Below are 24,062 nucleotides of genomic sequence, written 5' to 3'. Positions count from 1 at the left end.
TTAGCTCGTCCCAATGAGGTGCGTATTATAGACGCTTTATAGCCTGTGTCAAGAAGTAATTTCTAAGTTTTTAAAAGCTTTTCAACTTCTAAGCCCTTATCATTTAAGCCTTCCAATCATCAAATTAGATAATCTTTAACTTGCTTTCCCTCTTGGCAGGCTGCGTATTATACGCATTCTAGTTTGAGCGTCAACCCCCTTTTTAGAGTTTATTTCATTTAATTCATGTTGTGATGATTTCAGTTATCAGAACCCCTTCCTTGGTTCTTCACCTCTTAGGGGGAGGGACTACTTTATATACATCTTTCTTAATTTAACCATCTTAGAAATCCTCCCCTTCCCTCCTTTGAAAAAGGAGGGTGCGTTCTTTATATAGTTGGTTTCTAATTCAACCATCTTATATTGGTGGGTTACGTCCTTCCTTCGCACGCTGCGCGTGCTCGGTAGCACTAACCTACCCTACGATTCTTTCTATGACCTACCTCTTATATAGGTATCTATCAATCCGTGGGTTGTCACCCACGCTTGGATAAATAAGATATAGAGGGTTTTAAGCCCCCTTTCCAAAAGGGGGTTGGGGGATTTTCTGGCAGCTTTAAAGCATAAACAATACCCAGAATGCTTCTCCCCTATTCACTGGGGGCACTTGCCTGAGGATGGTCTCGAGAATACAGGAACGCCATCAGACAATAAGGTATACCCCGCCTAGCGGAGGTGATACAAGAAAGAGCAGGATGAGTTCCGTACATATAGAACCTGATTATATAAACAACCCTCCGATAAAAAAGTACCACCATCTATTTATAATAGCAGCGCAATTAAATCCAACCTATTTCACACCCTACCTATATAGGTCAGTCATCACTCTCTGAATCCAGTTTGCCTACATGCTCAAAGAAAGCACGCCAGGCAGCGACCTTTTTATCTAGAGACTGTGGATAGGCGCGAGACGTCGACGGTAAACGATACAGCTTGAGCTCGCGGTCACCGAAAGGAAAGTCCACTTCTTGATTGGTCTTAGGCAATTTGGGACGTACGTCTGCTGGCAATAGTTCTAATAGAATCTCGGTCGCTTTACCACCCGTGGTAAATATCGTCTTTATTTTAGGGACTTGCGGTAGGATATGCTCAAAGTCGACGGTTTCAACGATAGTGAGATGTTTGTCTGAGGCATTGCCCTGCTCACGAATCGCTCGGCGTACCGTGGGACAAGAGGCGATACCGCGTTCTCTTAGAAATGCTTTAATTAACTTAGGGTCAAAACCTTTTTCATCGCCATTGCGAAAGTAGTCGGCATCATCAAAAAACACCCGACCATAGATGCGCCACATGTCATTGCTAAAGTTGGGGTAGTGAAATTCCATGCCCCATTTATCAGGGGTGGGTGGCATAGAGCCCATCATCATAATTGTCGCATCGGGAGGCAAAAACGGCGGAAATGGGTGCGACTCAATCGGTGGCGAGACCGACTCATCTAAATCGTAGGGGAAAATATCGTCTGAATGCAGTCCATTGAGTAGATAACTGCGGGTAGTAGCGTGGCTCACAAGGTCTCTCTTATTTAAGCTAATGAAAATAGTGGTTAATAATAGTGGCTTTTATGATGGATAACATCACAGCGGCTTGAAATAAGAGTTATGTTAAAAATCTTTATAGTTATGGCGTTTTGCTCATAGAATCCGGCATGTTTGCAGGTAATTTTGTTATCATATACCAGGTAAATCCTAGAGATTGCTACCGATAACAATATAACGAGACCTGCCATGACCGACCTAAATGTGACCATCATCGACCATCCGCTAGTGCGCCATAAACTAAGCCTGATGCGTGAAAAAGACTGTAGTACTTATAAATTCCGTACGTTGACCAACGAGCTAGCCCGCTTAATGGCGTATGAGGCGAGTCGTGACTTTGAGATTGAAACCTTTCCTATGCAAGGGTGGAATGGCGAAATCGAAGGCGAGCAAATCGTCGGTAAGACTGTAACGGTCGTGCCTATCTTACGTGCAGGTATTGGGATGTTGGATGGGGTGCTCGACTTAATCCCAACTGCGAAGATTTCAGTGGTCGGTTTACAGCGTGATGAAGAGACACTACAACCTGTGCCATTCTTTGAAAAATTGGTAAAAGATGTGCACCGTCGCCCTGCCCTAATCATTGATCCGATGCTAGCAACGGGTGGCTCTATGGTCGCAACTATTGAGATGCTAAAAAAACACGGCTGTAAAAATATCAAAGCCCTAGTATTAGTCGCGGCGCCAGAAGGCGTACGCTTGGTCAATGAAGCCCATCCTGACGTCACTATCTTTACCGCTGCTTTAGACAGTCATTTAGATGACAACGGTTATATCATCCCAGGTCTCGGCGATGCTGGTGATAAGATATTTGGTACTAAACAAGACTAAACAGACTGATTTATTTCGAGATGCCGCTAATTATTAGCGGTATTTTTCTATTAGCCACGTGGTTTACTATATTTGCTAAGCTAAGCCTGTTAGTCATTAATTCAAGGTGTTAACAATGCCTCTATTCTTTTCAATTCAATAATAAAACAAGGACTCTATATGAATATTTTGATTACGGGTGCTAGTGCTGGTTTTGGCGAAGCACTTGCTAGACAGTTGGTTGCAAAAGGCCATCGCGTAATTGGTTGTGCCCGCCGCGCTGAAAAATTAGACGCCATTGCGCAATCCTTAGGCGAAGCTTTTTTCCCGTTAGTAATGGATGTTAGTGATACTGAGTCTATTGAGGCTGCATTGGCTAAGCTGCCTGCAGATTTCCGCACTATCGATGTGTTGGTGAATAATGCTGGACTAGCGCTAGGTACTGAGCCCGCTTATAAAGCGCAACTCGATGACTGGATGCGCATGGTCGATACCAATATCAAAGGATTGATGGCACTCACTCACGCTATCTTGCCCGCTATGGTTGAACGCAACAGTGGCTATATCATTAATTTGGGATCTATCGCGGGCAGTTGGCCTTATTATGGCGGCAACGTCTATGGCGCAACAAAAGCTTTTGTACAGCAGTTTAGCTTAAACTTGCGCGCTGACTTACTGGGCACCAAAGTGCGTGTGAGTAACTTAGAACCGGGTAATGTCGGTGGTACGGAATTTTCTAACATCCGCTATCATGGTGATGAAGAAAAAGCAGCTAAGGTCTATGAAGGCTTTGAGTCCATGAGTGCAGAGGATATTGCCGATATCTTAGTTTGGCTGATCGAGTCACCTGCTCATGTAAACGTCAATCGCCTTGAAGTTATGCCGGTCGCGCAGACTTACAACGGTTTGACTATCGCCAAGGATTAATCCTTACACCAATACCGTTATTTTAATGAGCAGCTGTCTTAATAAGGTCGCTGCTTTTTTATTCCCTAGTAATTAATAGATTTAACTTTCTGAGCAAAATTGACGGTAGGCTTAACGCAGTTCGTAATCACGCAGTATAACTTGGCTAATTTGAATATCGAGGAAGTTAGGATTCGCAGGAATAATCTCGCGCTCACTCACTAAACGCAGTTCTTTAAAATCTAGCACCATCACTTCGCTACGCAGACGCTCGCTAGTGCGTTTATTATGGCGTACGGCAAAAGCTAAGACCTCTTTACCCTTTACTTTGACTGTATTTACTATAAAAGGAGTGTTGCTAGATGCTTTGGCGGAGGGCTTGGCGTTTATAAGCGCGGTCCAAGGATTAAGCATCGTGGTGAACAGTTTATCTTTGCGTACTTGTAGCGGTAATTTACCCCCAAAGAATAACCCTTGCTCCATCGGTAAATACTGCGAGTGACGCATAAGCTCATGACGTAAGATGTCGGGCATATCCGTATTAAAACTGTCTTCACTTTGGCTATGGAATGCGGCAAAACTACGCTGAATATAACGGCCAAACACAGTGAAATTTATCCATTGCTGATAAACCTCATCGGCATAAAGTAATTGATAAAACTCTTGCTGACTCGGCGCCGGTTCAGTACAGATAATCGCTGACAATAAATCTACAGAGCTATTAAACTTAAAGTCTCTGTTATTTAGCCCATTAAGATATGACCAGGTCAGAGGGTACAGACTAGCCTCCAAACTCGGCAAGGTAGGCCTCGTCGCAGCATGCTGTTGGGATTTATTGCCAAATAATTTTATCATGGCGCTAGTGTAGCAGACTCGCATAAATTTCAGATATACCGTCTGTCCGGTCTATGTAGCTGACCTAATAGACACTCGATCCAGAGTCTTCAAAACAAATTTTAGTAGACTAAAGTCTCTTATTTAGCACTGCTAACTTTCACCAACTTGTGCTAGGGTAGCGGATATTTCTTCATACAGTCGCCCACCTATGCTTACTGCTTTAGTCCCTAAATCCTACCGTGCCACTGTCCGCGAAGTCGCGGTGCCTAACTGTGACAAACCGCTACCCATTACCGTCATCGGTAAAGGTAAGCCTATGCTATTACTGCATGCCTATGGGATGGACGCGCGTGAGTTTTTACCTTTTGTGCTGCCCCTGACTACGAAATATCAATTTTATATTCCGCATTTACGGGGGTTTGGTTTATCCAAAGAGATTCCGCTAACTCAATTTGACTTCTTAGGTCAGTATGCGGAAGATGTGAACGCTATCATCGAGCAGATTTGTAGTTGGCGCGAGGTGACTGCACTACCCGTGGCGGCCATCTCTATGGGGGCGCAGGTCATGTGGGCTTATTTTGGTCGTTATGGCAGCTCGCGAGTGAGTCGTTATCTAAATATCGACCAGACCCCCACTGTACATAACCAACCGGATTGGCGAGGCGGTCTATTTGGTGAACGTCAGGACGAGGTCTTTGATGTGTTTCAGCGCCTGCTTACAGAAGGTTTGGCTTATCAAGATGTCGAAAGCTTTACCCATCTGCCTCATGACCTCAAACGTCGGACTACCGATACTGAGCGGATGTTCTCGTTAATGTCGGCTAGCCGGCCTCGCTCGCAAGCGTTTATCAAAGTAATGACCCATCAGACTGACCATCAATTGGTATTCTTTGACCATAAAACTTGGAAACATAAGATGCGTTGCCTGCAAGCTTATTTGGCCATGCCTTATGACTTCCGTAGCGTGGCCGAAAAGCTACCTATCCCAGTGGTCAATCTTATTGGCGGTCGCTCACAGCTGTATGATCCTGAGTGGCAACGTAAAGTGACCGAGATGCTGCCCAATGCTACTGAAATTGTTTTAGAAAATTCAGGACATGCCGTCCCACTTGATGAACCGATTGGCTTTTATAAAGTATTAAAAGGCTTTTTGGAAGGTAGGTATGATGAGATACGGGGTCAGGTCAAACCGTCGGCCATTTAGCTAACGGCTTTTAATTTACGAATTAAAGTGTTTAGCAATAAGTCTATGACAGGGCTTGAATCAACTCAAATCTTGGCATTAATTTTCCGTCTACTGTAACACTCTCGCCAAACATTTCTATAGGTCGTACCCAAACGCCGTATTCGCCATACAAACAACGATAGACTACTAGCGTCTCTTCAGTTTCGGAGTGGCGCGCGGTATGCAGGACTTGGTATAAGTTGCCTTTGTAATGGCGGTAGATACCTTGGGTAATAGGGTCTTGGATAGATTGGGTCATAGAGATAGGCTTATGAAAGTTAGAAATTAATAGAAAAATGAATTAAGAATGATGGGCTAGTTTTTGCTCTAACATCGCTTTTGTATCAGGCCATTCATTAGCGACCATACTGTACATCACAGTGTCAGCGATGATGCCATTACGGCGCACACGATTACCTCGAATCACTCCATCCTTTTTAGCTCCCAAACGCTCGATGGCCTTTTGCGATTGCAAATTCTCGCCATCGGTACGCCAGCCAACCGTTTGGTAGTCTAACGTTTCGAACGCATGGGTTAGCAGCATCAGCTTACAAGCCGTATTCACATGAGTGCGCCAATAAGACTTAGCATACCAAGTATAGCCAATCTCCAAACGTTTAGCATTTGGCAAGATATCATGATAGCTGGTCGAGCCAATCACTCGACCTGAAGCGTCGTCAATGACGGCAAACGCTACCCTGTTGCCCATTAAATCCGCGAGTTGGATATAGTCAATAACGCTCTCTGGCGTGGGGGCCGAGGTTACCTCTATCGTCCAAAGTTTGCCATCTTGGCAAGCCTTAGATAATCCTTTGGCATGGGCTATGGTTAGTGGCTCAAGCGTGACCTCTTGATAAGACAAAGTAGGTGGATTTAGCATTAAGCTCTCACAATTCAAAAATCAGATTTTAATACTCTGTGACAAGATAGTTTCACCAATCACAGAATCAAATGGCGGTAGATATCTTGAAGGATGATATTTTTAGGTAGTTAGGTTATAGAGTAATGCTTATATTAATTAATTTTAGCGTAAAGGATTACTCAAACCAATTTGCTAATTTTAAGCCTTTAATCGCGGCAAAGTCTTTTATATTCCGTGTTACTAGCACCATATTATTTGCCATAGCAATGGCAGCTATCTGACTGTCAACAAAAGCGATAGGCGTGCCAGCGGATTTAGCTTGTGCTCTTATGGTGGCATGAATATCAGCGCAAGCTTTGGTGTAGGATAGTGAAGGGAATTTAGCTACTTCTTCATAAAAAAATTGCGCTATCTGCTCGCGTTTTTTACCGCTAGGCATAGTCAGCGTGCCATAAATAAGTTCATGCCAAACGACAGTAGCTAAATATATATGAAGCTCATTTTGCTTAAACTGCGTCATCACTTTAGCGTTGGGCTGCTGCTTTATAATTTCAGAAAAAATATTAGTGTCTAAGACATACATATTTAATCTTCCCAATTAAAGTCACGACCTAACTCTTTGGAGCGCACATCCTTCCACGGGTCATCATCAGATAATAGAGCCTGATTCTCTTCTCGCCACTCCATTAATTTCTGATGAAAGTTAGAGTCATTCTGCGACAAATCCAACTGTTCTACAGGAGTAGGCGGATGAATAACGACTTCATCAGCGGATAACTGGCGCTTTAATACTGCCAAGACATGGTGTACAGCAGTGTCCTTTACCGTTAATACTATCGTTTTCATCCTAACCTTCCTTATTGGTGGCTATCGTATATAGCCATTATCTGAAAGATGCCTTGAGCAAAACCCTGTGATTAAGCAATAGTCACCTTAGCAAAAGCTTTTTTGCCCGCCTGAACCACCACAGTTTGACCTGAAGTTAAGCTAAAGCCGGCATCGACCACTTCATTATCCACTTTTACCGCACCGCGTTTGATTAAGTCTTTAGCCGCAGCGTTATTCTTAGCCAATTCAGCTTGGTTTAAAACTTGGGTAATAAACAGGGCGTCTTGACTAGCCTCTAACTCTAAGGTTTTTTCTGGTAAATCCAACGGTAGTTCGCCGTCGGCTAACACGTTACCCGCTGATTTATGCGCATTGGCTGCGGCGTCAGCATCATGGAAACGCTCGATTAATTCTTCAGCTAAGATACGTTTAATCTCCTGTGGGTTGCGACCGTTTTCCATCTCTTGCATTAGCGCATCTACTTCATCCATAGGCTTAAAGCTTAAGAATTCGTAGTAGCGACGAATCAAAGTGTCTGGCATAGACAGGATTTTTTGGTACATGCTGCCTGGGGTATCGTAAATGCCGACATAGTTATTCAGCGATTTAGACATCTTATTGACACCATCGAGACCTTCTAAGATAGGTACGGTAATACAAACCTGTGATTTCTGACCATAGCGACCTTGCAAAGTACGGCCCATCAATAGGTTAAAGGTCTGATCGGTACCGCCAAGCTCCACGTCGGCCTCTAGCGCGATTGAATCGTAACCCTGCACGAGTGGGTATAAGAATTCATGGATAGAGATCGGCGTCTGCGAAGCATAACGCTTAGAGAAATCATCACGTTCAAGCATACGCGATACCGTCTGTTGGCTCGCCAGCTGAATCATATCGGCCGCAGTCATTTTGCTAAACCACTCTGAGTTAAAGACTACCTTGGTCTTTTCTTTATCCAAAATCTTAAAGACTTGCTCAGCATAGGTCTGCGCGTTAGCCTTGATTTGTTCTTCAGTCAGTGGCGGACGCGTGGCATTCTTACCAGATGGGTCACCAATTCTGGCCGTATAATCCCCGATGAGAAAATAAATCTCATGGCCTAAATCTTGGAAGTGCTTAAGCTTATTAATCAATACCGTATGACCTAAATGTAGATCAGGAGCGGTAGGATCAAAGCCGGCTTTAATCTTCAGCGGACGGCCCTCTTTCAATTTACTAATCAGGTCTTCTTCTGACAGTATCTCGTGAGTCCCGCGCTGTATGATTGCTAGCTGCTCCTCTAAAGATAGGTTTTGTGGATCATGGTCGGCAGCGGTTGGTGCAGTTTGGCTCATGGTTGTCTCTTTTCTAATGAAATTTACAAGATTAAAGTGTTAGAGTATCAGGATTATACTACGTTGAAGGCTGATGCGTCTCAAGCCTTAATATTTCTTCTCGGCGCATATCATTTATATATCATTCGCATATAATTACAGTAGGCTACTATGACCCTGCCCATCTATCAAGTAGATGCTTTTACCGACCGCATATTTGGCGGTAATCCTGCCGCTGTTATTCCTCTAGAGTCGTGGTTAGACGATGCTATCTTGCAGGCTATCGCTAGCGAAAACAACCTATCCGAGACCTCTTTTATAGTAGCTAACGACTCAACTTACGAGCTACGTTGGTTTATGCCGACTGGCGAGGTCGATTTATGCGGTCACGGGACTTTGGCAGCCGCTCACGTACTATTTACCCACCTTGGCTTTAGTGAGACAGTGATCAATTTTGCGACTAAAAGTGGCGTATTGAGCGTAACTAAAACAACCGACGCGTATGCCATGGTATTCCCTGCTATTCCCATTTATCCTGTCGAGTTAGCAGCGGTGCCAGAAAACTTGGCTATTGGTCTTGCTGGCGATTCTCAGACTATTAGCAGTAATTTAGTCATAAATGCAGTGCTTACCACCACCTCGGGTTCAGACTATATTGTAGTGTTGGACAGCCCTGATGCACTCGCAGCGCTAACGCCAGACCAAAGTCACTGGGGCTGTTTAAACGCTAGAAGAGTAATTGTGACGGCTAAGAGTGACGACCCTAACATAGATTTCGTCAGTCGCTGTTTATATACCCAATTAGGCAAAGCTGAAGACCCTGTAACCGGCTCAGCGCATTGTTTACTGACGCCATATTGGGCGGCGCAATTGGGTAAATCTAAACTTGCCGCAGTACAAGTTTCGCAACGTCGTGGTCATCTACAATGTGAGTTGCTACCGACAGAGGCTGGCGCACAGGTGCGGTTGGTAGGTCAGGCGGTGGATTATATGGTGGGGCAGATTGCGGTATAACTTGTTATAACACCCTTAACTTCAAAAATATAAATTAGAATGATAAGGACTAACGTTTATGAACAACAAGCCAATTAGCTCTGACCTTCAATTGCCTCTATTTGACTTTGCCAATGATGAGGATTTACACGAATATCAAACACCAAATTCATTAGATATCAATACACTACCAGGAACTGAATCTTTTAGCGATTACGTGGTATATGTGGACGAAAGTGGTGATCACGGTCTAGAGAATATTGATCCTGAATATCCCGTGTTTGTGTTGGCATTTGCAATTTTTCATAAACGTCATTACGCTGAAAAAATCGTCCCTGCTATTGAAAAATTTAAGTTCAACTACTTTGGCCATGACTTAATTGTATTACATGAGCATGAGATTAGAAAAAAGAAAAATGCTTTTGCCCTATTGAATAATCAAAAGTTAAACCAGCATTTCTTGGGTAATATGTCCGATATTATGGCGCGCAGTAACTTCATTTTAGTAGCTTGCGTCATTGATAAGATTAAACTTAAAGCAAATAGCAACCTATCAGATATAGATAATCCATATCATTTAGCATTAGGATTTTGTCTGGATGGTCTACATGATTTCTTAGCTGAAAAGGGGCAACTGGATCGTAAGACGCATGTCTTAGTCGAATGTCGAGGCAAAAAAGAAGACAAAGAGTTAGAACTAGAGTTTAGGCGAATGTGTACGGGAGAGAATCGTAAAAATCGACCGCTACCTTTTGATGTCGTATTTGTTAATAAACAAGCCAACTCAACAGGGTTACAACTAGCAGATTTAGTGGCTCGACCAATAGGAATTAGTTATCTACGACCTCAACAAACCAATCAGGCTTTTGATATCTTAAAACAGAAGTTTATGTGTCGAGGTGGTCGTACCTGTGTGGGACAAGACTTTGATGGCTATGGACTTAAGGTTATTCCACAGCAAAAGTAGTTGGTACAAAAAACAGCCTACCCAAAAAAGCGAAAAGCCTCCAGGAACCCCCAGAAGCTTAGACGCCGACCGGGAACCCCCAATCCACTTATTATTGATTATAACAGTAGTTAAACTAATAGACAATTTATACCTTAAATGCATTCAAAACTCATTTCATATCACTCTCTATTTTAATTCGTAATAAATTTAGGACATGATTATGCCAAACGCCCTCCCTGAGCCCGACGCTAATAATATTAACGAGCTGGCAGATGCCTTATCTGAAACCCTATTTGACAGTTTTGACTCAGGCTATTACCTCGGTATGATGTCAGGCACCAGTTTGGATGGTCTAGATGCCGTTATCTGTCAGTTTGATGAAGAGGATGATGCTGAGGCTACAGATGGCAGTGCAAAGAATAAAATCGTCGCCACCCATACCAAAGACTTCCCAGCAAATCTGCGTAATGTCTTGCTAGCCTTATGCCAACCTAATGGTGTCGATGACTTAACGAATATTAAAGTAGATGGCGAGCAACAACCGCAGAGCGAGCTAGATTGGTTCGGTTGGGCGAGTCGCGAATATGCCGAATTTGCTAGCGAGGTGGTAGTAGAACTGCTAGAAAAATCCGCTATCGATGCTGCCTCTATTTTAGCCATCGGTTGTCATGGTCAGACCGTACGCCATCGTCCGCAATTAGGCTTTAGCTTACAACTCGTTGATGCTAATGTCATCGCAGAGCGTACCGGTATTAGCGTCGTCACCGATTTCCGTCGTCGTGATATGGCGGTGGGTGGTCAAGGCGCTCCGCTTGCCCCGGCCTTTCATTTGGCCCAGTTTGGCGCTGCTTCAGGTAATCAGCCACCCAAAGACCGTATCATCGTGAACCTAGGCGGTATTGCTAATATTACCGTGCTGCCAGCCGGTCAACCCGATAAAGTCATCGGTTATGACACTGGGCCTGCCAATAATTTGCTCGATGCTTGGTATCAACATCAGGTGGCAGCAGGCACCATTACCTCTGCAGAACCTCTATATGATAAAGATGGTCAATGGGCGGCGACCGGTACCATCAATGAAGCTTTGCTGACGCAACTGTTAACCCACCCTTACTTTGAACGACCCACTCCAAAAAGTACCGGCCGTGAAGACTTTCATTTAGGGTGGCTCACGCAGCAGATAGCTCTAGTGGAAGCAGCCACCAATATCGCCATTAGTGCAGCAGATGTGCAAGCGACCTTAACCCTACTTACTGTGCAGTCGTTAGCCCAGGCCATTCATAAGGAGGCTGAGCGTTTAACCCTGACTAACGGTGAGGTGGTAGTTTGTGGTGGCGGTGCTTACAACGCGCGTTTGCTAAGTTTATTAAATGACGCGCTGCCGGATTGGCAGCTGACGACTAGCGATACTTTAGGTATTGCCCCTACTTGGGTCGAGGCGATGGCGTTTGCTTGGCTGGCTCGGCAGTCGATTATGGGCGAAGTAGGCAATTTACCCGCAGTGACCGGTGCCAGTAAAGGAGTGGTATTGGGGCAGGTATGTTTTGGCTAACCTGTTTGCCTGTGCATTTGTCGACACGTTACCACCACAGCTGCATAAATTAAGTTTACACCCGTATACTGATGGGTTATGCTTTAGCCTAATTAGGTGACCACTTTCGCCACCCCATTTTTACCACCCAATTCATAATAAAAGACAGCGACAGGAAGGATGTAATGACTCAACCTACTAATCAATATGGTAGCAAGCCTGCCCATCACCAACGTCCCGATCATCAACGGGTTGTCGTGACCGGCATGGGTGCCGTGACACCGCTCGGCCTAGATGTTGCGACCAGCTGGCAAGGTGTGATCGAAGGCAAAAGTGGCATCAAGTCCATTAGCCATTTCGACGCCAGCGACTATCGTGCCCAGTTTGCGGGCACGCTTGACGGCTTTGACGCCAAAAACTATATGAACGCCAAAGACGCCCGCCGTTACGATGAGTTTATGCATTATGGTATCGCCGCATCGAGCAGCGCCCTAGCCGATGCCGGTTTTATTGAAACGGTGGGTGCTGATACTGCGCTCGTAGAAAATGTCGACCCTGAAAGATTCGGCATCGTATTAGGCTCAGGCATTGGCGGTATTCAAACCATAGAAGACAGCCGCGATACCTTACGCGAAAAAGGCCCTAAGAAAGTCTCGCCCTTTATCATTCCCGGCTCTATCGTCAATATGCCCGCTGGTTTGGTGGCGATTAAACATGGCCTACGCGGCCCCAACTTAGCCGTCGCTACCGCCTGTACCACTTCGACGCATGCTATGGGCTTGGCAGCGCGCTTAATTGCTTATGGTGATGCCGATGTGATGTTGGCAGGCGGGTGCGAGAAGGCCTCGAGTACCCTGGGCTTATCCGGCTTTGCGGCCATGCATGCCTTATCCACGCGCAATGACGAGCCTACCCGCGCTAGCCGTCCTTTTGATAAAGACCGCGATGGTTTTGTGATGGGCGATGGCGCCGGCGTGGTGGTGTTAGAGAGTTTGGCGCATGCCAAGGCACGTGGTGCCAACATCTTAGCGGAGTTGGTTGGCTTTGGCATGAGCGACGATGCCAGCCATATCACCGCGCCACCAGAAGACGGCGAAGGGGCGGCCCGGGCTATGCGCATTGCGATAGCGGATGCCGGTATTAGCCCTAGTGATGTGGGCTATATTAATGCGCACGGTACCAGTACCCCAGCAGGCGATGTCGCTGAGTCGATTGCCATTGAGACTGTGTTTGCTGACTGTAAAGATGATATTTTAGTGAGCTCAACCAAATCTATGACCGGTCACCTACTTGGAGCCGCCGGCGGTATCGAAGCCATATTTACGATTTTAGCGCTACAAAATCAGCTGGTGCCCCCGACTATTAACCTCGATAACGTCGATGAAAACTGCCGCTTAGATTACGTGCCCCATACCGCTCGTCAAGTGACCGACTTAAATTATGCGGTCTCTAACAGCTTTGGCTTTGGCGGCACCAACGGCTCATTGGTCTTTGCTCGTTGGCAGTAGCGGGAGCACCTAGCACCTAGCACCTACTCATAGGTTAGATTAGATTCGGTAAAGCCGAGCTTAAGGCTAGACTGCAATACTGCCCACTGTTACGCCCGCATTACTTCTATGTAAGTGATGCGGGCTTTTTACATTTTGCGGCGAGCTTAACGTTATAGGGGCTTGCAGCGTCTGGCCGTAGTTCGTATTATAAGGGGATAACTTATTATTAATTTTGGAAGCACTATGGCAGGGTATGCATTTTCACATCAATTCTATCAGCGTTGGACACAAGCGCCGGGGCAAGTGCGCGGAGCTATCGTGCAAGAGCTCAAAGATATCATGACGCTGCTACAGACCGATACGACAGTCGCAGAATTTGCCTTTACCCAACCGGATCTAAACGGGTATCTGGATGAGCTGTATACTCAAGACAGCATTCAAAAAGCCGCCGATGCCGAAAAAATACGTATTGCTCAAGAACAAGAGCGAATCGAACGCGAAGCTCTAGAGGCACAACGCCAAGAAGAAGAGCGGCTAGCAAAAGAACAGCTCGAGCAAGAGCAATTGGAACAAGAGCGTTTGGAAATAGCCCGCTTAGAGGAAGAGGCCAAACAAGAGGCGTATGAAAAAGCAGAACTGCAACGCGAGCAGCAGCAAGCCGAACAGGCAGAAGCTGAGCAACAAGCGGTGCAAGCAGAAGCAGAACAGCAAGCAGCTCTAACTAGCGATCATAAGAGCGAAGAAGCTAGTACGTCTCAGACAGCTGCAAAGGCAGATACCGAGCACACCGCTACTTTGACGATAGTACCGCAACTAGACGAAGAAGTTGCTGCGACTACTGCCCAACCCGCTACGACTCCAGCCAGTGCAGCAAGCCCTGATCAACAAGGGGATTGTGTTCCCGCTGAATTTGTTAAGCTCAGTGCTGAGCAAGAAGACTTCATCCATGAGCTAGAAGTGCGTATCGATGATTATCTCAGTGAGCAGATGGCCGATATGTCAGAAAACCTCAAAGCTTGGCTACGCGATGAAGTACAACGCCAATTGGCACGCGCCAAATAAACTAAAAGCAGTTTGATAAATACCCTACCCCTTAGCACTGCCGATAAAAAAAAGGAGCCTAATTTAGGCTCCTTTTTTATGGCTCAACGAAAAGACCTTTGTTTTAAAGAAATCTCTTGCACGTACTTAAATCCTGTCCCTTTGTGAAAAAAGGACTTTAAGCTTATGTCAGCCGAATACACCCTCTCTTTTTTAAAGGGAGGGCTGGGGTGGGATTTCAACTAAATCGCTTGGGTACGCTGCGTCAACCAAGTCAGAGCATCGCCGTCAACCCGGTCTTTTAACTCGTTAAAAACTTGCTCATGGTAACTATTGAGCCATGCTTTTTCGTCTTCACGCAGTAAGGATGGCTCGATTAAACGCGTATCGATCGGGCATAGCGTGACAGTCTCAAAATGCAGATAATTGCCAAACTCTGTCTCGCTAGGATTGGCTACAGGTTGGTTGACGCATAAGTTTTCGATACGAATACCCCAACCGCCTTCGCGATACAGACCCGGCTCATTGCTGGAGATCATACCCGCTTTCATCGCACGCTCTGGTGGGTTTGAGGCACTGTAAGCAATCACTTGTGGGCCTTCATGCACGTTTAAGAAATAACCCACGCCATGACCGGTACCATGACCGTAATCCATTTGTGCCTGCCATAATGGCGCACGGCAAATCGCATCGATGAGTGGTGACGCGATGCCATCTGGGAAGCAAGCTACGGCTAAGGCAATATGCGCTTTTAACACTAAAGTAAAGTCACGCTTTTGCTCGGCACTCACGTTACCAATACCGACCACACGAGTGATATCGGTGGTGCCGTTTTGGTACTGGGCCCCTGAATCAATCAGTAACAAGCCATCGCCATCTAGATAGCTAAACTGCTCTTCGGTAGCACGGTAATGCGGTAGCGCGCCGTTAGCATTGTAGCCCGCAATTGTCGGAAAGCTCGGTGACACATAGTGTGGCTGTTTGCTACGCACATCGATTAACATGCTATCGACATCCAATTCGCTGAGACGCTCGCCGGCATTAAGACGCTGCTCAAACGCTGAGAAAAACTCACATAATGCTGCCCCATCTTGACGCATGGCTTCACGCACGTGTTCGATATCTTGATCAGACTTCACCGATTTTAATAAGCTGCTGGGCGCAATGCGCTCAATCATGCTGATACCGTCAGCCAGCTCAGATAGTGTACCTACAGCGACTTTATTAGGGTCAATTAACAATAAATCTTCTGGCGTTAATTCGCTTAGCGCCGCTTTAATTTCATCGTATTCTGCCAACTCAATACCACTATCATCCAGCAACTGCTGTACATCGCTACCCACTTTCGCATTATCAACGAATAGTGTCGCTTTATCTTGGCTGATGAGCATATGGGCTAAAAATACCGGGTTATAGTCGACATCGCTACCGCGTAGATTGGTCAACCAAGCGATATCATCAAGACTAGAAATTAGATGATGGCTGGCCCCAATCTCTACAACTTGGGCACGCACGGCCGCCAGTTTGTCTTTCGCAGACTGTGATAAAAAAGCGTCATCATGAGCAAATAACTTGGCGGTTGGTAGCGCAGGACGGTCTTGCCAAGCGTCGCTCAACACGTCTTTATCGGTGAGAAGACGGATGTCATTATCTACTAACGCATCGACCAGACGATCTTGCTCAGATAAGGACAAGACATTGCCATCGACAGCGACGCTATTGCCTGCTTCTAAATGTTCAGCTAGCCATTCAATATGGTTCGGTGACCCCTTTTGCAATTTTTGTAGGGTGATGCCTGTGCCTTCTAACTGTGCTGCCGCATGGACGAAATAACGGCTGTCGGTCCAAACACCAGCAAAATCTTGCGTTACGACTAGCGTGCCTACCGAGCCGGTAAAGCCAGACAGCCATAAGCGCCCTTGCCAATACTCTGGCAGATATTCTGATAGATGCGGATCCGCTGAAGGCACTATTAACGCGGTAATGTCTTTGGCTTTTAGTACTTCGCGGAGGCTAGCAATACGGTCTTTGATGACTTGTTTGTTGATAGGTGATTTATTCATAAATAGCTATTTCCTTATTAAGCGCTAGGCTTTTTTGCCTTCAGGCTTGCTGACCTAACAGTGCTTGACCCAGTGGGGTAGCTCAGTGCTTTTTTATCTTAATTGCATTTTTATAATGCATTTTTTAATAGCACAAGCCACCAGTAAGCGGTCAGGACTGGGTCGCAGTGGGTTTATTTAAGCGGATTGGAGATAAAAAATAGCTTTAAGCTAATGGTCTGATAACTTAGTGTGATCATTAAACAGATAGGTTAAGACTCTAATTTTTAACCTAAAACTAAGTTACTAAGTATTGGGGTAAAACAGTGACATTCAATAGCAGACCTTCACTTTCAATAGTCAATTGCTGCTATTCGTCTAGTTTACGACTTGGCCTAGTGAGATGACATACGGTTTTTGTAAGGGTTTGATATGGAGTCCCGCCGATATCCCTGTTATTTCGCCATAAAAAACGCGCTATCCCAAAAGATAACGCGCTTTATTTTACTATTAACAATTGAGCTAATTTAGGTGAGGTTTAGCTGAGTTTATCGGCCTCTTCACTGGCTTTAAGCATATTGCTAATAGGTTTGGCCAATATTAGTAAAATCACTGCGGTCACTGCCAAGAATACAGTCATAGTGGTAAATAACGTTGGCAAACCTTCGATTTTATCGGCTGACACATGGCCACCAAAAAAGGCAGCAACTAAGTTACCCAAAGCAACCGAGGCAAAGAACAGCCCCATCATCTGACCCTGCATACCTTTGGGGGCTAGTTTGGTCATAGAAGATAGGCCGACTGGGCTTAGTGCTAGCTCACCCAAAGTTAATAGCAATAAACTACCTACTAACCAAAGTGGTGAGGCTAAAGCCCCTGGATTAGTGACCACAATTTTCGCTGCAAAAATCATCAACGCAAACCCTGCCGCAGCAAGCAACATACCCATGGCAAACTTCATCATGCTATTAGGCTCAAGACCACGCTTGCCCAATTTGACCCAAATGATACTAACAATAGGGGCTAATAGTAGAATAAATAACGGGTTTAGCGATTGGAACCAAATACTAGGAATCTCAAAGCCCATTACGTTTAAATCAGTGTAACGATCGGCAAATAAGTTAAACGAAGTCGGTTGCTGCTCAAAACTAGACCAGAATAGCGTCGACCCGATGATTAGGATTAAGCAAATCAGTAAGCGCAGTTTGTCCGTTTTATCTAAGCGTGGCGATAAGAACATCACGACGAAGTACAGCAGTACCACCCCTGCGATAATATAGGTCATGTATTCAGCGACCAACTCTGCGTTAAACGGCAGCATACCGGTCGAGATAGTGACAAATAGGACGGCTAATAGGGCAACAAAACCTAATACCCAGCGGCCGACATTACTAAAGCGATCGTTTGCAGTTTCCCACTCAGCCACAATATTCTTCGCGCGCGCATAATGGGTTAGGTTCTTTTGGGCCGCAAAGCGGTAGACCAATAATGAAACCAACATCCCCAAACCACCGACACCAAAGCCGACATGCCACATGCCTTTTTCTTTGAACACCCCGACGATTAAAGCGGCCAATAACGCGCCGATGTTGATGCCCATATAAAACAGGGTAAAGCCACTATCGCGGCGCACATCGCCTTTGGGATATAGCGCGCCGACCATCACTGAGATACAGGTCTTAAACAGCCCTGACCCTAAGACGATAAAGACTAGTCCCATAAAAAATAACGACATACCAAACATGGCAGACAGGGCGATACAAAGGTGACCTAAGGCAATAATAATGCTGCCCCACCATAATGCACGCTCCTGACCTAACCAATTATCCGCTAGCCAACCGCCCGGTACTGCCGCCAAATATAAAGAGCCGGCAAAAATCCCGTAGATAGCTGACGCCGTGCTGTCTTCAAAGCCAAAACCACCACTACTGACGGTCGCCACCATGAATAAAACCAATAGCGGACGAATACTATAGTAAGAAAAGCGCTCCCACATTTCAGTGAAAAATAGCGAGCGTAATGGCTTGGGATGTCCCATAAAGCCATTGTCTAACGCTTCTACTTCTGCGGCAGACAGCGAGCGTTGTGAATCCGTGTTCATAAAATTAATCCTTTAGCTATAACATTGTCTTAAACAAAATTATATCGAACGACCTGCACAGATTTTGCTAGCTAATGGACTCGAGGTCTTATCCTAAATAAAGCTATTGAGACAATGGGACCTGGATACCTTGTCTTATATCGACCGCCATTTCGCTGCGGCTATCGTGCAGGTGTCTAGGTTGAGTTTTGTTTACTGACGGTCTGCTACATTGTTGCTATCGTATTGATTTAGTCACCCTTGTATAGGTCATAAACCAAACAAATAACCGCCCAAATCTAGCAAACTGGCCAGTAAATATGGGCGACATTGTTCCACTACGCCCCATTTATGTAAAGGTGGCAGCTACAAAATGCCAATAAAAAACTCGCCCAATCCTCTGATTAGGCGAGTTTTGTGACCTCTTAGCTGCTATTAGAGGGTCAGAATAACGACTGTCTATTTAATTTCGCAGAGCAAGGCTATTATTGAGCCGTCTCTGGAGCAGTTTCTGCTGCAGGCGCTTCAGCAGTAGCGGTGTCGGCAGCAGCCGTTTCAGCCACTGGCGCTTCAGCGGTAGCCGTGTCTGCAGGAGCTGCCTCAGTAGGAGCAGGAGTAGCGGCAGCATCGGCAGGTGCCGGCGTAGTGCTAACTTCTTCAGTTACTGCCATCGTATCATCCGCTGCAGGTGCTTCTGCCGTCGCTTCGGCAGCGGCGTCAGTAGGAGCTTCAGCTACCGCTTCTTCAGCCACAGGTTCAGCTTCGATATGCTCGCCCGCTGGACGCAAAAAGCCAGAAATTCCAATAAGTAATACAATTGCCAAAAATAGTCCCACACCACCTAAAGCATAGAGTGTCTCTTTTTTAGGGTTATTTTCGCTAATATCTGATGACATGTCTGACCTACCTTGCACAAAGAGGTTAAAATTTTAGCCTATTATATCGTAATTTATAGCGATTTGTGCAAACCCACAGGTTTTTCAGGGGATTAATGCCTGCAAATCTAATAATCGGGCTATAAACGACTGTTATTTCTCTAGGTTCTTATGATGGGGCAATACTTTGGCATATCTGCGGCGACCTGCACGAGCGCCCAAATAGCTCAATAATAATAAAAGCGCACTCATAATCAAAATAGGCGTGCTGCCAAAGCGAACAAAGGGTGTCATGCCAGTACGCGCTTCCAGCTCACCGCGCAATACCAACCGCTCAAACTGCGGAGCGCGCTCAACGATATGACCTTTTTCATCAATGATAGCCGTCACGCCAGTATTGGTAGCGCGCATAAACCAACGCCCTGTCTCAAGTGCACGCATCTGTACCATTTGTAAATGCTGTAATGGACCGGCAGAAGTGCCAAACCAAGCATCGTTGGAAATGGTTAGTAAGAAATCAGTCCCCGCAGCATTGCGGCGTGTGGTATCGGGATAAGCCACCTCATAGCAGACTGCAGCGCCTAAATTGTGGCCACGCACTCGCAGCGGTGATTGCTCAGCACTGCCGCGGCTATAGCTCATGATATCTTGACTGCCGGCGAGATTAGGAAATAAATCTAGCGCCCCTTCAAAAGGAATATACTCACCGAAAGGCACCAAACGTTGTTTCTTATACAAACCATCCGCTTGCGAGCCTAAGGCAATCACACTGTTATAAAACGGCGGATATTTTTGGGTTTTGGGGTCAAAAGCAGCATCGTCTTTATAAGGAATACCAGTAACCCAAGTCGTACCTGTTGCTTGGGCTTGCGAGACCATTTCGGTAATAAAAGGCCACGCTTCAGTCTGAAACATAGGGATAGAGGATTCAGGCCATAAAACAATATCACGGCCCCACTCGGTACTGGTCAGCTTGGCATAAATCTCTAAAGTTTCCACTTGGAACTCAGTCAGCCATTTTAAATCTTGCGGAATATTACCTTGGATTAGCGAGACCGTTAATCTGGGCTCATCTTTTGCCTGAGTCCATTGCGGGTTGATGAGCCACAGTAGCGTACTCACGGCCAATAATGCCACGCTAGCCATTAAATAGCCGGCTCGACGACGAGCAGCTTCGACCAAACTCGCCGCAAGCAATACCGCGACCAAGGAGACGGCAAAGACCCCAAGAACCGGCGCTAATGACGACACCCAATGCTGCTCGGTAAAGGCATAGCCGACGAACAACCAAGGAAATCCAGTGAATAACCAAGTTTTTAGCCACTCTTGCATTACCCACAGCGCGGCAAAGGCAAAAGGCTGCTTGCCCATATAACGGTTAAATACTAGCGCTAAAAAGCCATGGAACAGCCCCATGCCTAGACCCATCGCAGCGATCGCTACTAAGGACAACCAAACTGGGGTATCGCCATAGTCATGAATGGAGGTATATAACCAGAAAGCCCCTACGCACCATAAGCCCATCCCATAAGCTTCCCCTATGAGGAAGGCTCGCTTGCCGGTCATCTTTGGAATTAGCAATGCATATAAAATCGCTGGCGACACAATCGCCAATATCCAATAGCCATAAGGCGCTAAGGCTAAAGTAAATAAAGCCCCCGCCAACCAAGCGATAAGCAGCGCAAGCGCCGTTGGTATCTTAATCCCGCTATTCTCACGATTGCGGGCGAGACGATTTTGTAAATGATGAGTGGTAGGACGCATGCGACTTCCAATAAAACTTAAGGGATGATAGTGATATAAAAGATAATAAGGTAAAAACAGCAAAGACTAGAGCCGAGACAACAAACTCGTCGTGCGTATGATAGCAGTGTTCACCAATAATTATCTAACAGCTTCGTACCGCTTCGTGACTCTTTATAGCCGCTCTTTATAGTGGTGCTCTATTGCTAAGCTGCTCTAGATAGCGGCATACAAAAAAGCCACCAAACCCTACCTCATCATGAGGAGTGTTTAGTGGCTTTAAAATCACGTCAACTGCGCTTTGCTATAGTGAATAGCAGCTAAGCTTTTAGCATCTAAGTTTCTAGCCCAGCGATATTCGTGGGCGTTAGCTCGAGGGATTTAATAAAGCGGCCTTCGACGTTGACGATAGTAATTTGCCAATCGTCAATCGTGACCACCTCCCCTTCCAAATCACCAACATTACCCAGTGCCTGCATGACTAAGCCGCCCATCGTATCGACATCGGTGTCATCAAAGCGCGTGCCCAGCTCATCATTACAGTCTTCAATCACTGTGGAGGCTTGCACCAGCCAGCTGTTGAGCTTTTCTGGATGCGGGACAATGTTATTGATATCACTGTCTTCATCAAAGTCATCGTGCTCATCAACGATATCACCGACGATTTCCTCTAGTAGGTCTTCCATGGTGACGACCCCGCCAAAGTTACCGAATTCATCAACCACGATGGCCATATGCACTTGCGTCCGCTGCAATGAGCGCAGCAGCGTATCGGAGCGCGCACTTTCATTGATATACAGCGGCTGGCGCACCAAGTCTTTGAGACGGGTACTGCCAATATCATCTTGATTATCGCGCAGCATATGCACCAAAATCGGAATCAAATCTTTGGCCAGCAAAATACCAATGACCGCATCATCATCCTGACTGTCAAAGACAGGGTAGCGCGAATGCGTAGTCTCCAGGATAATATCCATTACCTCTGGCAGACTGGTGCTCTCATGGATGCCGATCACTTGCGGGCGCGGCGTCATAATCTCCCGCACTTGCGTGGCCGGCAAATCGAGCACCCCTTCTAGCATATCTACAGTGTCGGGCTCTAAAAATTGGTGCGAATTGTGCACCAGCTTGATAAGTTCGTCGCGGGTCTCAGGCGCAGCTTGCAACCAACGTTTTAAGCCGCGCATGGACCAGCTACTCGAGCTGGGAGTGTCGTCAGACATGGTGGGGTAATTTAACCTCGTTATTAACCAAATTACCCTCACTTTAGCCCATGGCAATTTGACATTCAACGGCTAATTTACGTGAATTGTATCCGCTATGTTGACCTTTTCTGACCTTACTATCAGCAGAGCCTTTGCCGTATAAAGGATTGCTATAAAAGAGCCCTTTCATAAGAGCCATATCTTTAAGATAAAAATACAGCTTTTGCGGCCTGTTATCGGCTGAATCGCCCTATTAAAAGAGATTACCAATCAGCCACTTGTCACTATAGATAGAAGTTTGCTATGGTCATTATTTCCCTATAAGTAAACACCAACCATGCCCCCGTCTGATGATGCAAATAGCCCCACTACTACTGGCACTAAACCCTTGTCAGCATTGACGCGGCACAAAAAACCCAAACGTTGGTTGCCACGTCTATGGAAATGGGGCTCTAGTATAGCTATTGTGCTGAGTGCGGCGTGGCTTACCGCAGCATTCTGGTACGAGTTGGCAGCCACGCCTTTATTACGTTGGCCTTTGATTGCCGTAGTGGCTTTGTTGGCTCTGGCCTTATTACTAGCCCGTCATAAGCCTAGCGTCACTGGCACTTCTGCTAAGCGTCTGGGCTGGCTTTATACGGGCATCTGGTTATTGGGGTTGATTTGGTTTGCCTCCTTAGCGCCGCAGCAACAACGCGACTGGAAACCTGAAGTCGCCGAGGTCTTACACTACGAGCGCGATGCTAATAATCCAAACCTAGTTACCCTACATAATGTACGTAATTTTGATTGGCATACAGCGAATACGGCGGATGAGCAGTGGCAAACGCGTCAAGTCGATCTGTCTAAGCTTACCGGGGTGGATATTGCGAATGCTTATTGGATGGGACCATTGATCGCCCATACTTTGGTGAGTTTTCATTTCGAGGATGCGCAGCCGCTGTCTTTTTCTTTTGAGATTCGCAAAGAGAAGAATGAAAGCTTTTCGGCGATTGGCGGCTTTTTTAAACAGTACGAACTCAGCCTGGTCGCCGCTGAGGAACGCGATATTATTTATACCCGTACCAATGCGCGTGGCGAACAAGTCTATCTATTCCCTATCGATAATCTGACGAAAGCAGAAATACAGAAACTGTTTGAGGCCTATCTTACCGCTGCCGATGACTTGCAAGCGAAGCCGCAGTGGTATAACACGCTGACCAGCAACTGTACCAATATTATCTTCTACATGGCGCATGCTATTAGTGGTGGTGAGCTACCTTGGGATTACCGCGTTTGGGTGTCCGGTTGGTTGCCCAATTATCTGTATGATTTAGGCATCTTACCGAATACGCCCAATACTAATTCTGATAAACAAGCCGCTATTGCTAATAAATCTGCGACTATACAACAAAGTAGCACTGATAAGAACGCTCAATATAATCAAGACGGCAAGTGGTCAATGGATGAGTGGTATCGTCAGTCGCATATCAATCCGAAGACCAAGACCTTTAGTGCTCAAGACAATCAGTCTGTCGATGCTTACTCGAAACTTATTCGCCAAGGCTTACCTAAAGCTAAGCTTATGCAGGACGATTCAACAGATACGCCGTAAAATTTTTCACCATTTTTTATTCTGGGTTTATTATTTATAAAGCAATAAAAAGGGGCTGAGAGACTCGAACTCTCACACCCCTTGATGATCAGTATAATGTTTATAAATATAGCACCTATTAAACCATTATAAGTGGTTCCATTATATCAGTCTGTTATAAGTAG

21 protein-coding genes are annotated in these 24,062 nt (G+C 45.8%); 9 read left to right on the top strand and 12 right to left on the bottom strand.

What is annotated here, in order from left to right:
- Nucleotides 1-854 precede the first annotated feature (854 nt).
- A complete protein-coding gene (locus ACZ2XM_RS13255) occupies nt 855-1,493 on the bottom strand; it encodes a DNA glycosylase (RefSeq protein WP_490589210.1) in 639 nt (212 codons plus the stop codon).
- 270 nt (nt 1,494-1,763) lie between these two features.
- On the opposite strand from ACZ2XM_RS13255, the gene upp reads away from it, so the two are divergent.
- A complete protein-coding gene (gene upp, locus ACZ2XM_RS13250; protein WP_201498564.1) occupies nt 1,764-2,405 on the top strand; it encodes a uracil phosphoribosyltransferase in 642 nt (213 codons plus the stop codon).
- Between the two features lie 159 nt (nt 2,406-2,564).
- Nucleotides 2,565-3,311: an SDR family oxidoreductase gene (locus ACZ2XM_RS13245; RefSeq protein ID WP_490589090.1), complete on the top strand. Its 747-nt coding sequence runs from the start codon at nt 2,565-2,567 to the stop codon at nt 3,309-3,311.
- Between the two features lie 111 nt (nt 3,312-3,422).
- Here the strand turns inward: ACZ2XM_RS13245 and ACZ2XM_RS13240 are convergent, their stop codons facing one another.
- The gene (locus tag ACZ2XM_RS13240) at nt 3,423-4,145 is read right to left on the bottom strand and encodes a hypothetical protein (RefSeq protein ID WP_490589091.1); all 723 of its coding nucleotides are present in this window, start codon (nt 4,143-4,145) and stop codon (nt 3,423-3,425) included.
- Nucleotides 4,146-4,335: 190 nt separating this feature from the next.
- Here ACZ2XM_RS13240 and ACZ2XM_RS13235 point away from each other — a divergent pair, with 190 nt between their 5' ends.
- A complete protein-coding gene (locus tag ACZ2XM_RS13235; RefSeq protein ID WP_490589092.1) occupies nt 4,336-5,331 on the top strand; it encodes an alpha/beta fold hydrolase in 996 nt (331 codons plus the stop codon).
- Nucleotides 5,332-5,374: 43 nt separating this feature from the next.
- Here the strand turns inward: ACZ2XM_RS13235 and ACZ2XM_RS13230 are convergent, their stop codons facing one another.
- From ACZ2XM_RS13230 to tyrS, 5 genes are all read right to left on the bottom strand, one after another.
- Nucleotides 5,375-5,611, bottom strand: coding sequence for a DUF1653 domain-containing protein (locus ACZ2XM_RS13230; protein ID WP_490589093.1), 237 nt, complete (start codon nt 5,609-5,611; stop codon nt 5,375-5,377).
- 42 nt (nt 5,612-5,653) lie between these two features.
- Nucleotides 5,654-6,232: a GNAT family N-acetyltransferase gene (locus ACZ2XM_RS13225; protein ID WP_490589094.1), complete on the bottom strand. Its 579-nt coding sequence runs from the start codon at nt 6,230-6,232 to the stop codon at nt 5,654-5,656.
- 157 nt (nt 6,233-6,389) lie between these two features.
- Nucleotides 6,390-6,797 carry a type II toxin-antitoxin system VapC family toxin gene (locus ACZ2XM_RS13220; RefSeq protein ID WP_490589095.1) on the bottom strand — a complete coding sequence of 136 codons (408 nt, stop codon included), beginning with the start codon at nt 6,795-6,797 and terminating at the stop codon, nt 6,390-6,392.
- Nucleotides 6,798-6,799: 2 nt separating this feature from the next.
- Nucleotides 6,800-7,060 carry a hypothetical protein gene (locus tag ACZ2XM_RS13215; protein ID WP_490589096.1) on the bottom strand — a complete coding sequence of 87 codons (261 nt, stop codon included), beginning with the start codon at nt 7,058-7,060 and terminating at the stop codon, nt 6,800-6,802.
- Nucleotides 7,061-7,131: 71 nt separating this feature from the next.
- Nucleotides 7,132-8,376: a tyrosine--tRNA ligase gene (gene tyrS / locus ACZ2XM_RS13210; RefSeq protein ID WP_490589097.1), complete on the bottom strand. Its 1,245-nt coding sequence runs from the start codon at nt 8,374-8,376 to the stop codon at nt 7,132-7,134.
- A 150-nt stretch (nt 8,377-8,526) separates the two neighbouring features.
- On the opposite strand from tyrS, the gene ACZ2XM_RS13205 reads away from it, so the two are divergent.
- The 5 genes from ACZ2XM_RS13205 (at nt 8,527) to ACZ2XM_RS13185 (ending at nt 14,380) form a co-directional block, all read left to right on the top strand.
- Complete coding sequence (locus ACZ2XM_RS13205) at nt 8,527-9,369, top strand: PhzF family phenazine biosynthesis protein (protein ID WP_490589098.1); 843 nt, start codon at nt 8,527-8,529, stop codon at nt 9,367-9,369.
- A 58-nt stretch (nt 9,370-9,427) separates the two neighbouring features.
- Nucleotides 9,428-10,315 (top strand): DUF3800 domain-containing protein, encoded by an 888-nt coding sequence (locus ACZ2XM_RS13200; protein ID WP_490589099.1) that lies wholly within the window; start codon nt 9,428-9,430, stop codon nt 10,313-10,315.
- A gap of 202 nt (nt 10,316-10,517) precedes the next feature.
- Nucleotides 10,518-11,849, top strand: a complete 1,332-nt coding sequence (locus tag ACZ2XM_RS13195; protein WP_490589100.1) for an anhydro-N-acetylmuramic acid kinase — start codon at nt 10,518-10,520, stop codon at nt 11,847-11,849.
- A gap of 164 nt (nt 11,850-12,013) precedes the next feature.
- Nucleotides 12,014-13,336, top strand: coding sequence for a beta-ketoacyl-ACP synthase II (gene fabF, locus ACZ2XM_RS13190; protein WP_490589101.1), 1,323 nt, complete (start codon nt 12,014-12,016; stop codon nt 13,334-13,336).
- Between the two features lie 225 nt (nt 13,337-13,561).
- Nucleotides 13,562-14,380 (top strand): hypothetical protein, encoded by an 819-nt coding sequence (locus ACZ2XM_RS13185; protein WP_490589102.1) that lies wholly within the window; start codon nt 13,562-13,564, stop codon nt 14,378-14,380.
- Nucleotides 14,381-14,601: 221 nt separating this feature from the next.
- On the opposite strand, the gene ACZ2XM_RS13180 is transcribed toward ACZ2XM_RS13185, so the two are convergent.
- From ACZ2XM_RS13180 to ACZ2XM_RS13160, 5 genes are all read right to left on the bottom strand, one after another.
- A complete protein-coding gene (locus ACZ2XM_RS13180) occupies nt 14,602-16,407 on the bottom strand; it encodes an aminopeptidase P family protein (RefSeq protein WP_490589211.1) in 1,806 nt (601 codons plus the stop codon).
- Between the two features lie 532 nt (nt 16,408-16,939).
- Nucleotides 16,940-18,502, bottom strand: coding sequence for a peptide MFS transporter (locus ACZ2XM_RS13175; protein WP_490589103.1), 1,563 nt, complete (start codon nt 18,500-18,502; stop codon nt 16,940-16,942).
- A gap of 464 nt (nt 18,503-18,966) precedes the next feature.
- Nucleotides 18,967-19,377, bottom strand: a complete 411-nt coding sequence (locus tag ACZ2XM_RS13170) for a hypothetical protein (RefSeq protein WP_490589104.1) — start codon at nt 19,375-19,377, stop codon at nt 18,967-18,969.
- 132 nt (nt 19,378-19,509) lie between these two features.
- A complete protein-coding gene (gene lnt, locus ACZ2XM_RS13165) occupies nt 19,510-21,120 on the bottom strand; it encodes an apolipoprotein N-acyltransferase (protein WP_490589105.1) in 1,611 nt (536 codons plus the stop codon).
- Between the two features lie 314 nt (nt 21,121-21,434).
- Nucleotides 21,435-22,322 (bottom strand): transporter associated domain-containing protein, encoded by an 888-nt coding sequence (locus tag ACZ2XM_RS13160; protein WP_490589106.1) that lies wholly within the window; start codon nt 22,320-22,322, stop codon nt 21,435-21,437.
- Between the two features lie 319 nt (nt 22,323-22,641).
- Between ACZ2XM_RS13160 and ACZ2XM_RS13155 the strand changes: the two genes are divergently transcribed.
- The gene (locus ACZ2XM_RS13155) at nt 22,642-23,898 is read left to right on the top strand and encodes an Lnb N-terminal periplasmic domain-containing protein (protein ID WP_490589107.1); all 1,257 of its coding nucleotides are present in this window, start codon (nt 22,642-22,644) and stop codon (nt 23,896-23,898) included.
- Nucleotides 23,899-24,062 lie beyond the last annotated feature (164 nt).

The sequence above is a fragment of the Psychrobacter sp. CoH-33_TS_01 genome, assembly GCF_058189395.1.
Note: the sequence above shows the minus strand (reverse complement) of the source record. Positions and strands in the feature narration are given on the sequence as shown.

What these genes read in the sequence shown, in the direction of transcription:
- ACZ2XM_RS13195 (WP_490589100.1), top strand. Translation starts at nt 10,518, where the DNA reads ATGCCAAACGCCCTCCCTGAGCCCGACGCTAATAATATTAACGAGCTG.
- ACZ2XM_RS13230 (WP_490589093.1), bottom strand. Translation starts at nt 5,611, where the DNA reads ATGACCCAATCTATCCAAGACCCTATTACCCAAGGTATCTACCGCCAT.
- upp (WP_201498564.1), top strand. Translation starts at nt 1,764, where the DNA reads ATGACCGACCTAAATGTGACCATCATCGACCATCCGCTAGTGCGCCAT.
- ACZ2XM_RS13185 (WP_490589102.1), top strand. Translation starts at nt 13,562, where the DNA reads ATGGCAGGGTATGCATTTTCACATCAATTCTATCAGCGTTGGACACAA.
- ACZ2XM_RS13200 (WP_490589099.1), top strand. Translation starts at nt 9,428, where the DNA reads ATGAACAACAAGCCAATTAGCTCTGACCTTCAATTGCCTCTATTTGAC.
- ACZ2XM_RS13225 (WP_490589094.1), bottom strand. Translation starts at nt 6,232, where the DNA reads ATGCTAAATCCACCTACTTTGTCTTATCAAGAGGTCACGCTTGAGCCA.
- ACZ2XM_RS13240 (WP_490589091.1), bottom strand. Translation starts at nt 4,145, where the DNA reads ATGATAAAATTATTTGGCAATAAATCCCAACAGCATGCTGCGACGAGG.
- ACZ2XM_RS13220 (WP_490589095.1), bottom strand. Translation starts at nt 6,797, where the DNA reads ATGTATGTCTTAGACACTAATATTTTTTCTGAAATTATAAAGCAGCAG.
- lnt (WP_490589105.1), bottom strand. Translation starts at nt 21,120, where the DNA reads ATGCGTCCTACCACTCATCATTTACAAAATCGTCTCGCCCGCAATCGT.
- fabF (WP_490589101.1), top strand. Translation starts at nt 12,014, where the DNA reads ATGACTCAACCTACTAATCAATATGGTAGCAAGCCTGCCCATCACCAA.
- ACZ2XM_RS13170 (WP_490589104.1), bottom strand. Translation starts at nt 19,377, where the DNA reads ATGTCATCAGATATTAGCGAAAATAACCCTAAAAAAGAGACACTCTAT.
- ACZ2XM_RS13160 (WP_490589106.1), bottom strand. Translation starts at nt 22,322, where the DNA reads ATGTCTGACGACACTCCCAGCTCGAGTAGCTGGTCCATGCGCGGCTTA.
- ACZ2XM_RS13205 (WP_490589098.1), top strand. Translation starts at nt 8,527, where the DNA reads ATGACCCTGCCCATCTATCAAGTAGATGCTTTTACCGACCGCATATTT.
- ACZ2XM_RS13245 (WP_490589090.1), top strand. Translation starts at nt 2,565, where the DNA reads ATGAATATTTTGATTACGGGTGCTAGTGCTGGTTTTGGCGAAGCACTT.
- tyrS (WP_490589097.1), bottom strand. Translation starts at nt 8,376, where the DNA reads ATGAGCCAAACTGCACCAACCGCTGCCGACCATGATCCACAAAACCTA.
- ACZ2XM_RS13175 (WP_490589103.1), bottom strand. Translation starts at nt 18,502, where the DNA reads ATGAACACGGATTCACAACGCTCGCTGTCTGCCGCAGAAGTAGAAGCG.
- ACZ2XM_RS13215 (WP_490589096.1), bottom strand. Translation starts at nt 7,060, where the DNA reads ATGAAAACGATAGTATTAACGGTAAAGGACACTGCTGTACACCATGTC.
- ACZ2XM_RS13155 (WP_490589107.1), top strand. Translation starts at nt 22,642, where the DNA reads ATGCCCCCGTCTGATGATGCAAATAGCCCCACTACTACTGGCACTAAA.
- ACZ2XM_RS13235 (WP_490589092.1), top strand. Translation starts at nt 4,336, where the DNA reads ATGCTTACTGCTTTAGTCCCTAAATCCTACCGTGCCACTGTCCGCGAA.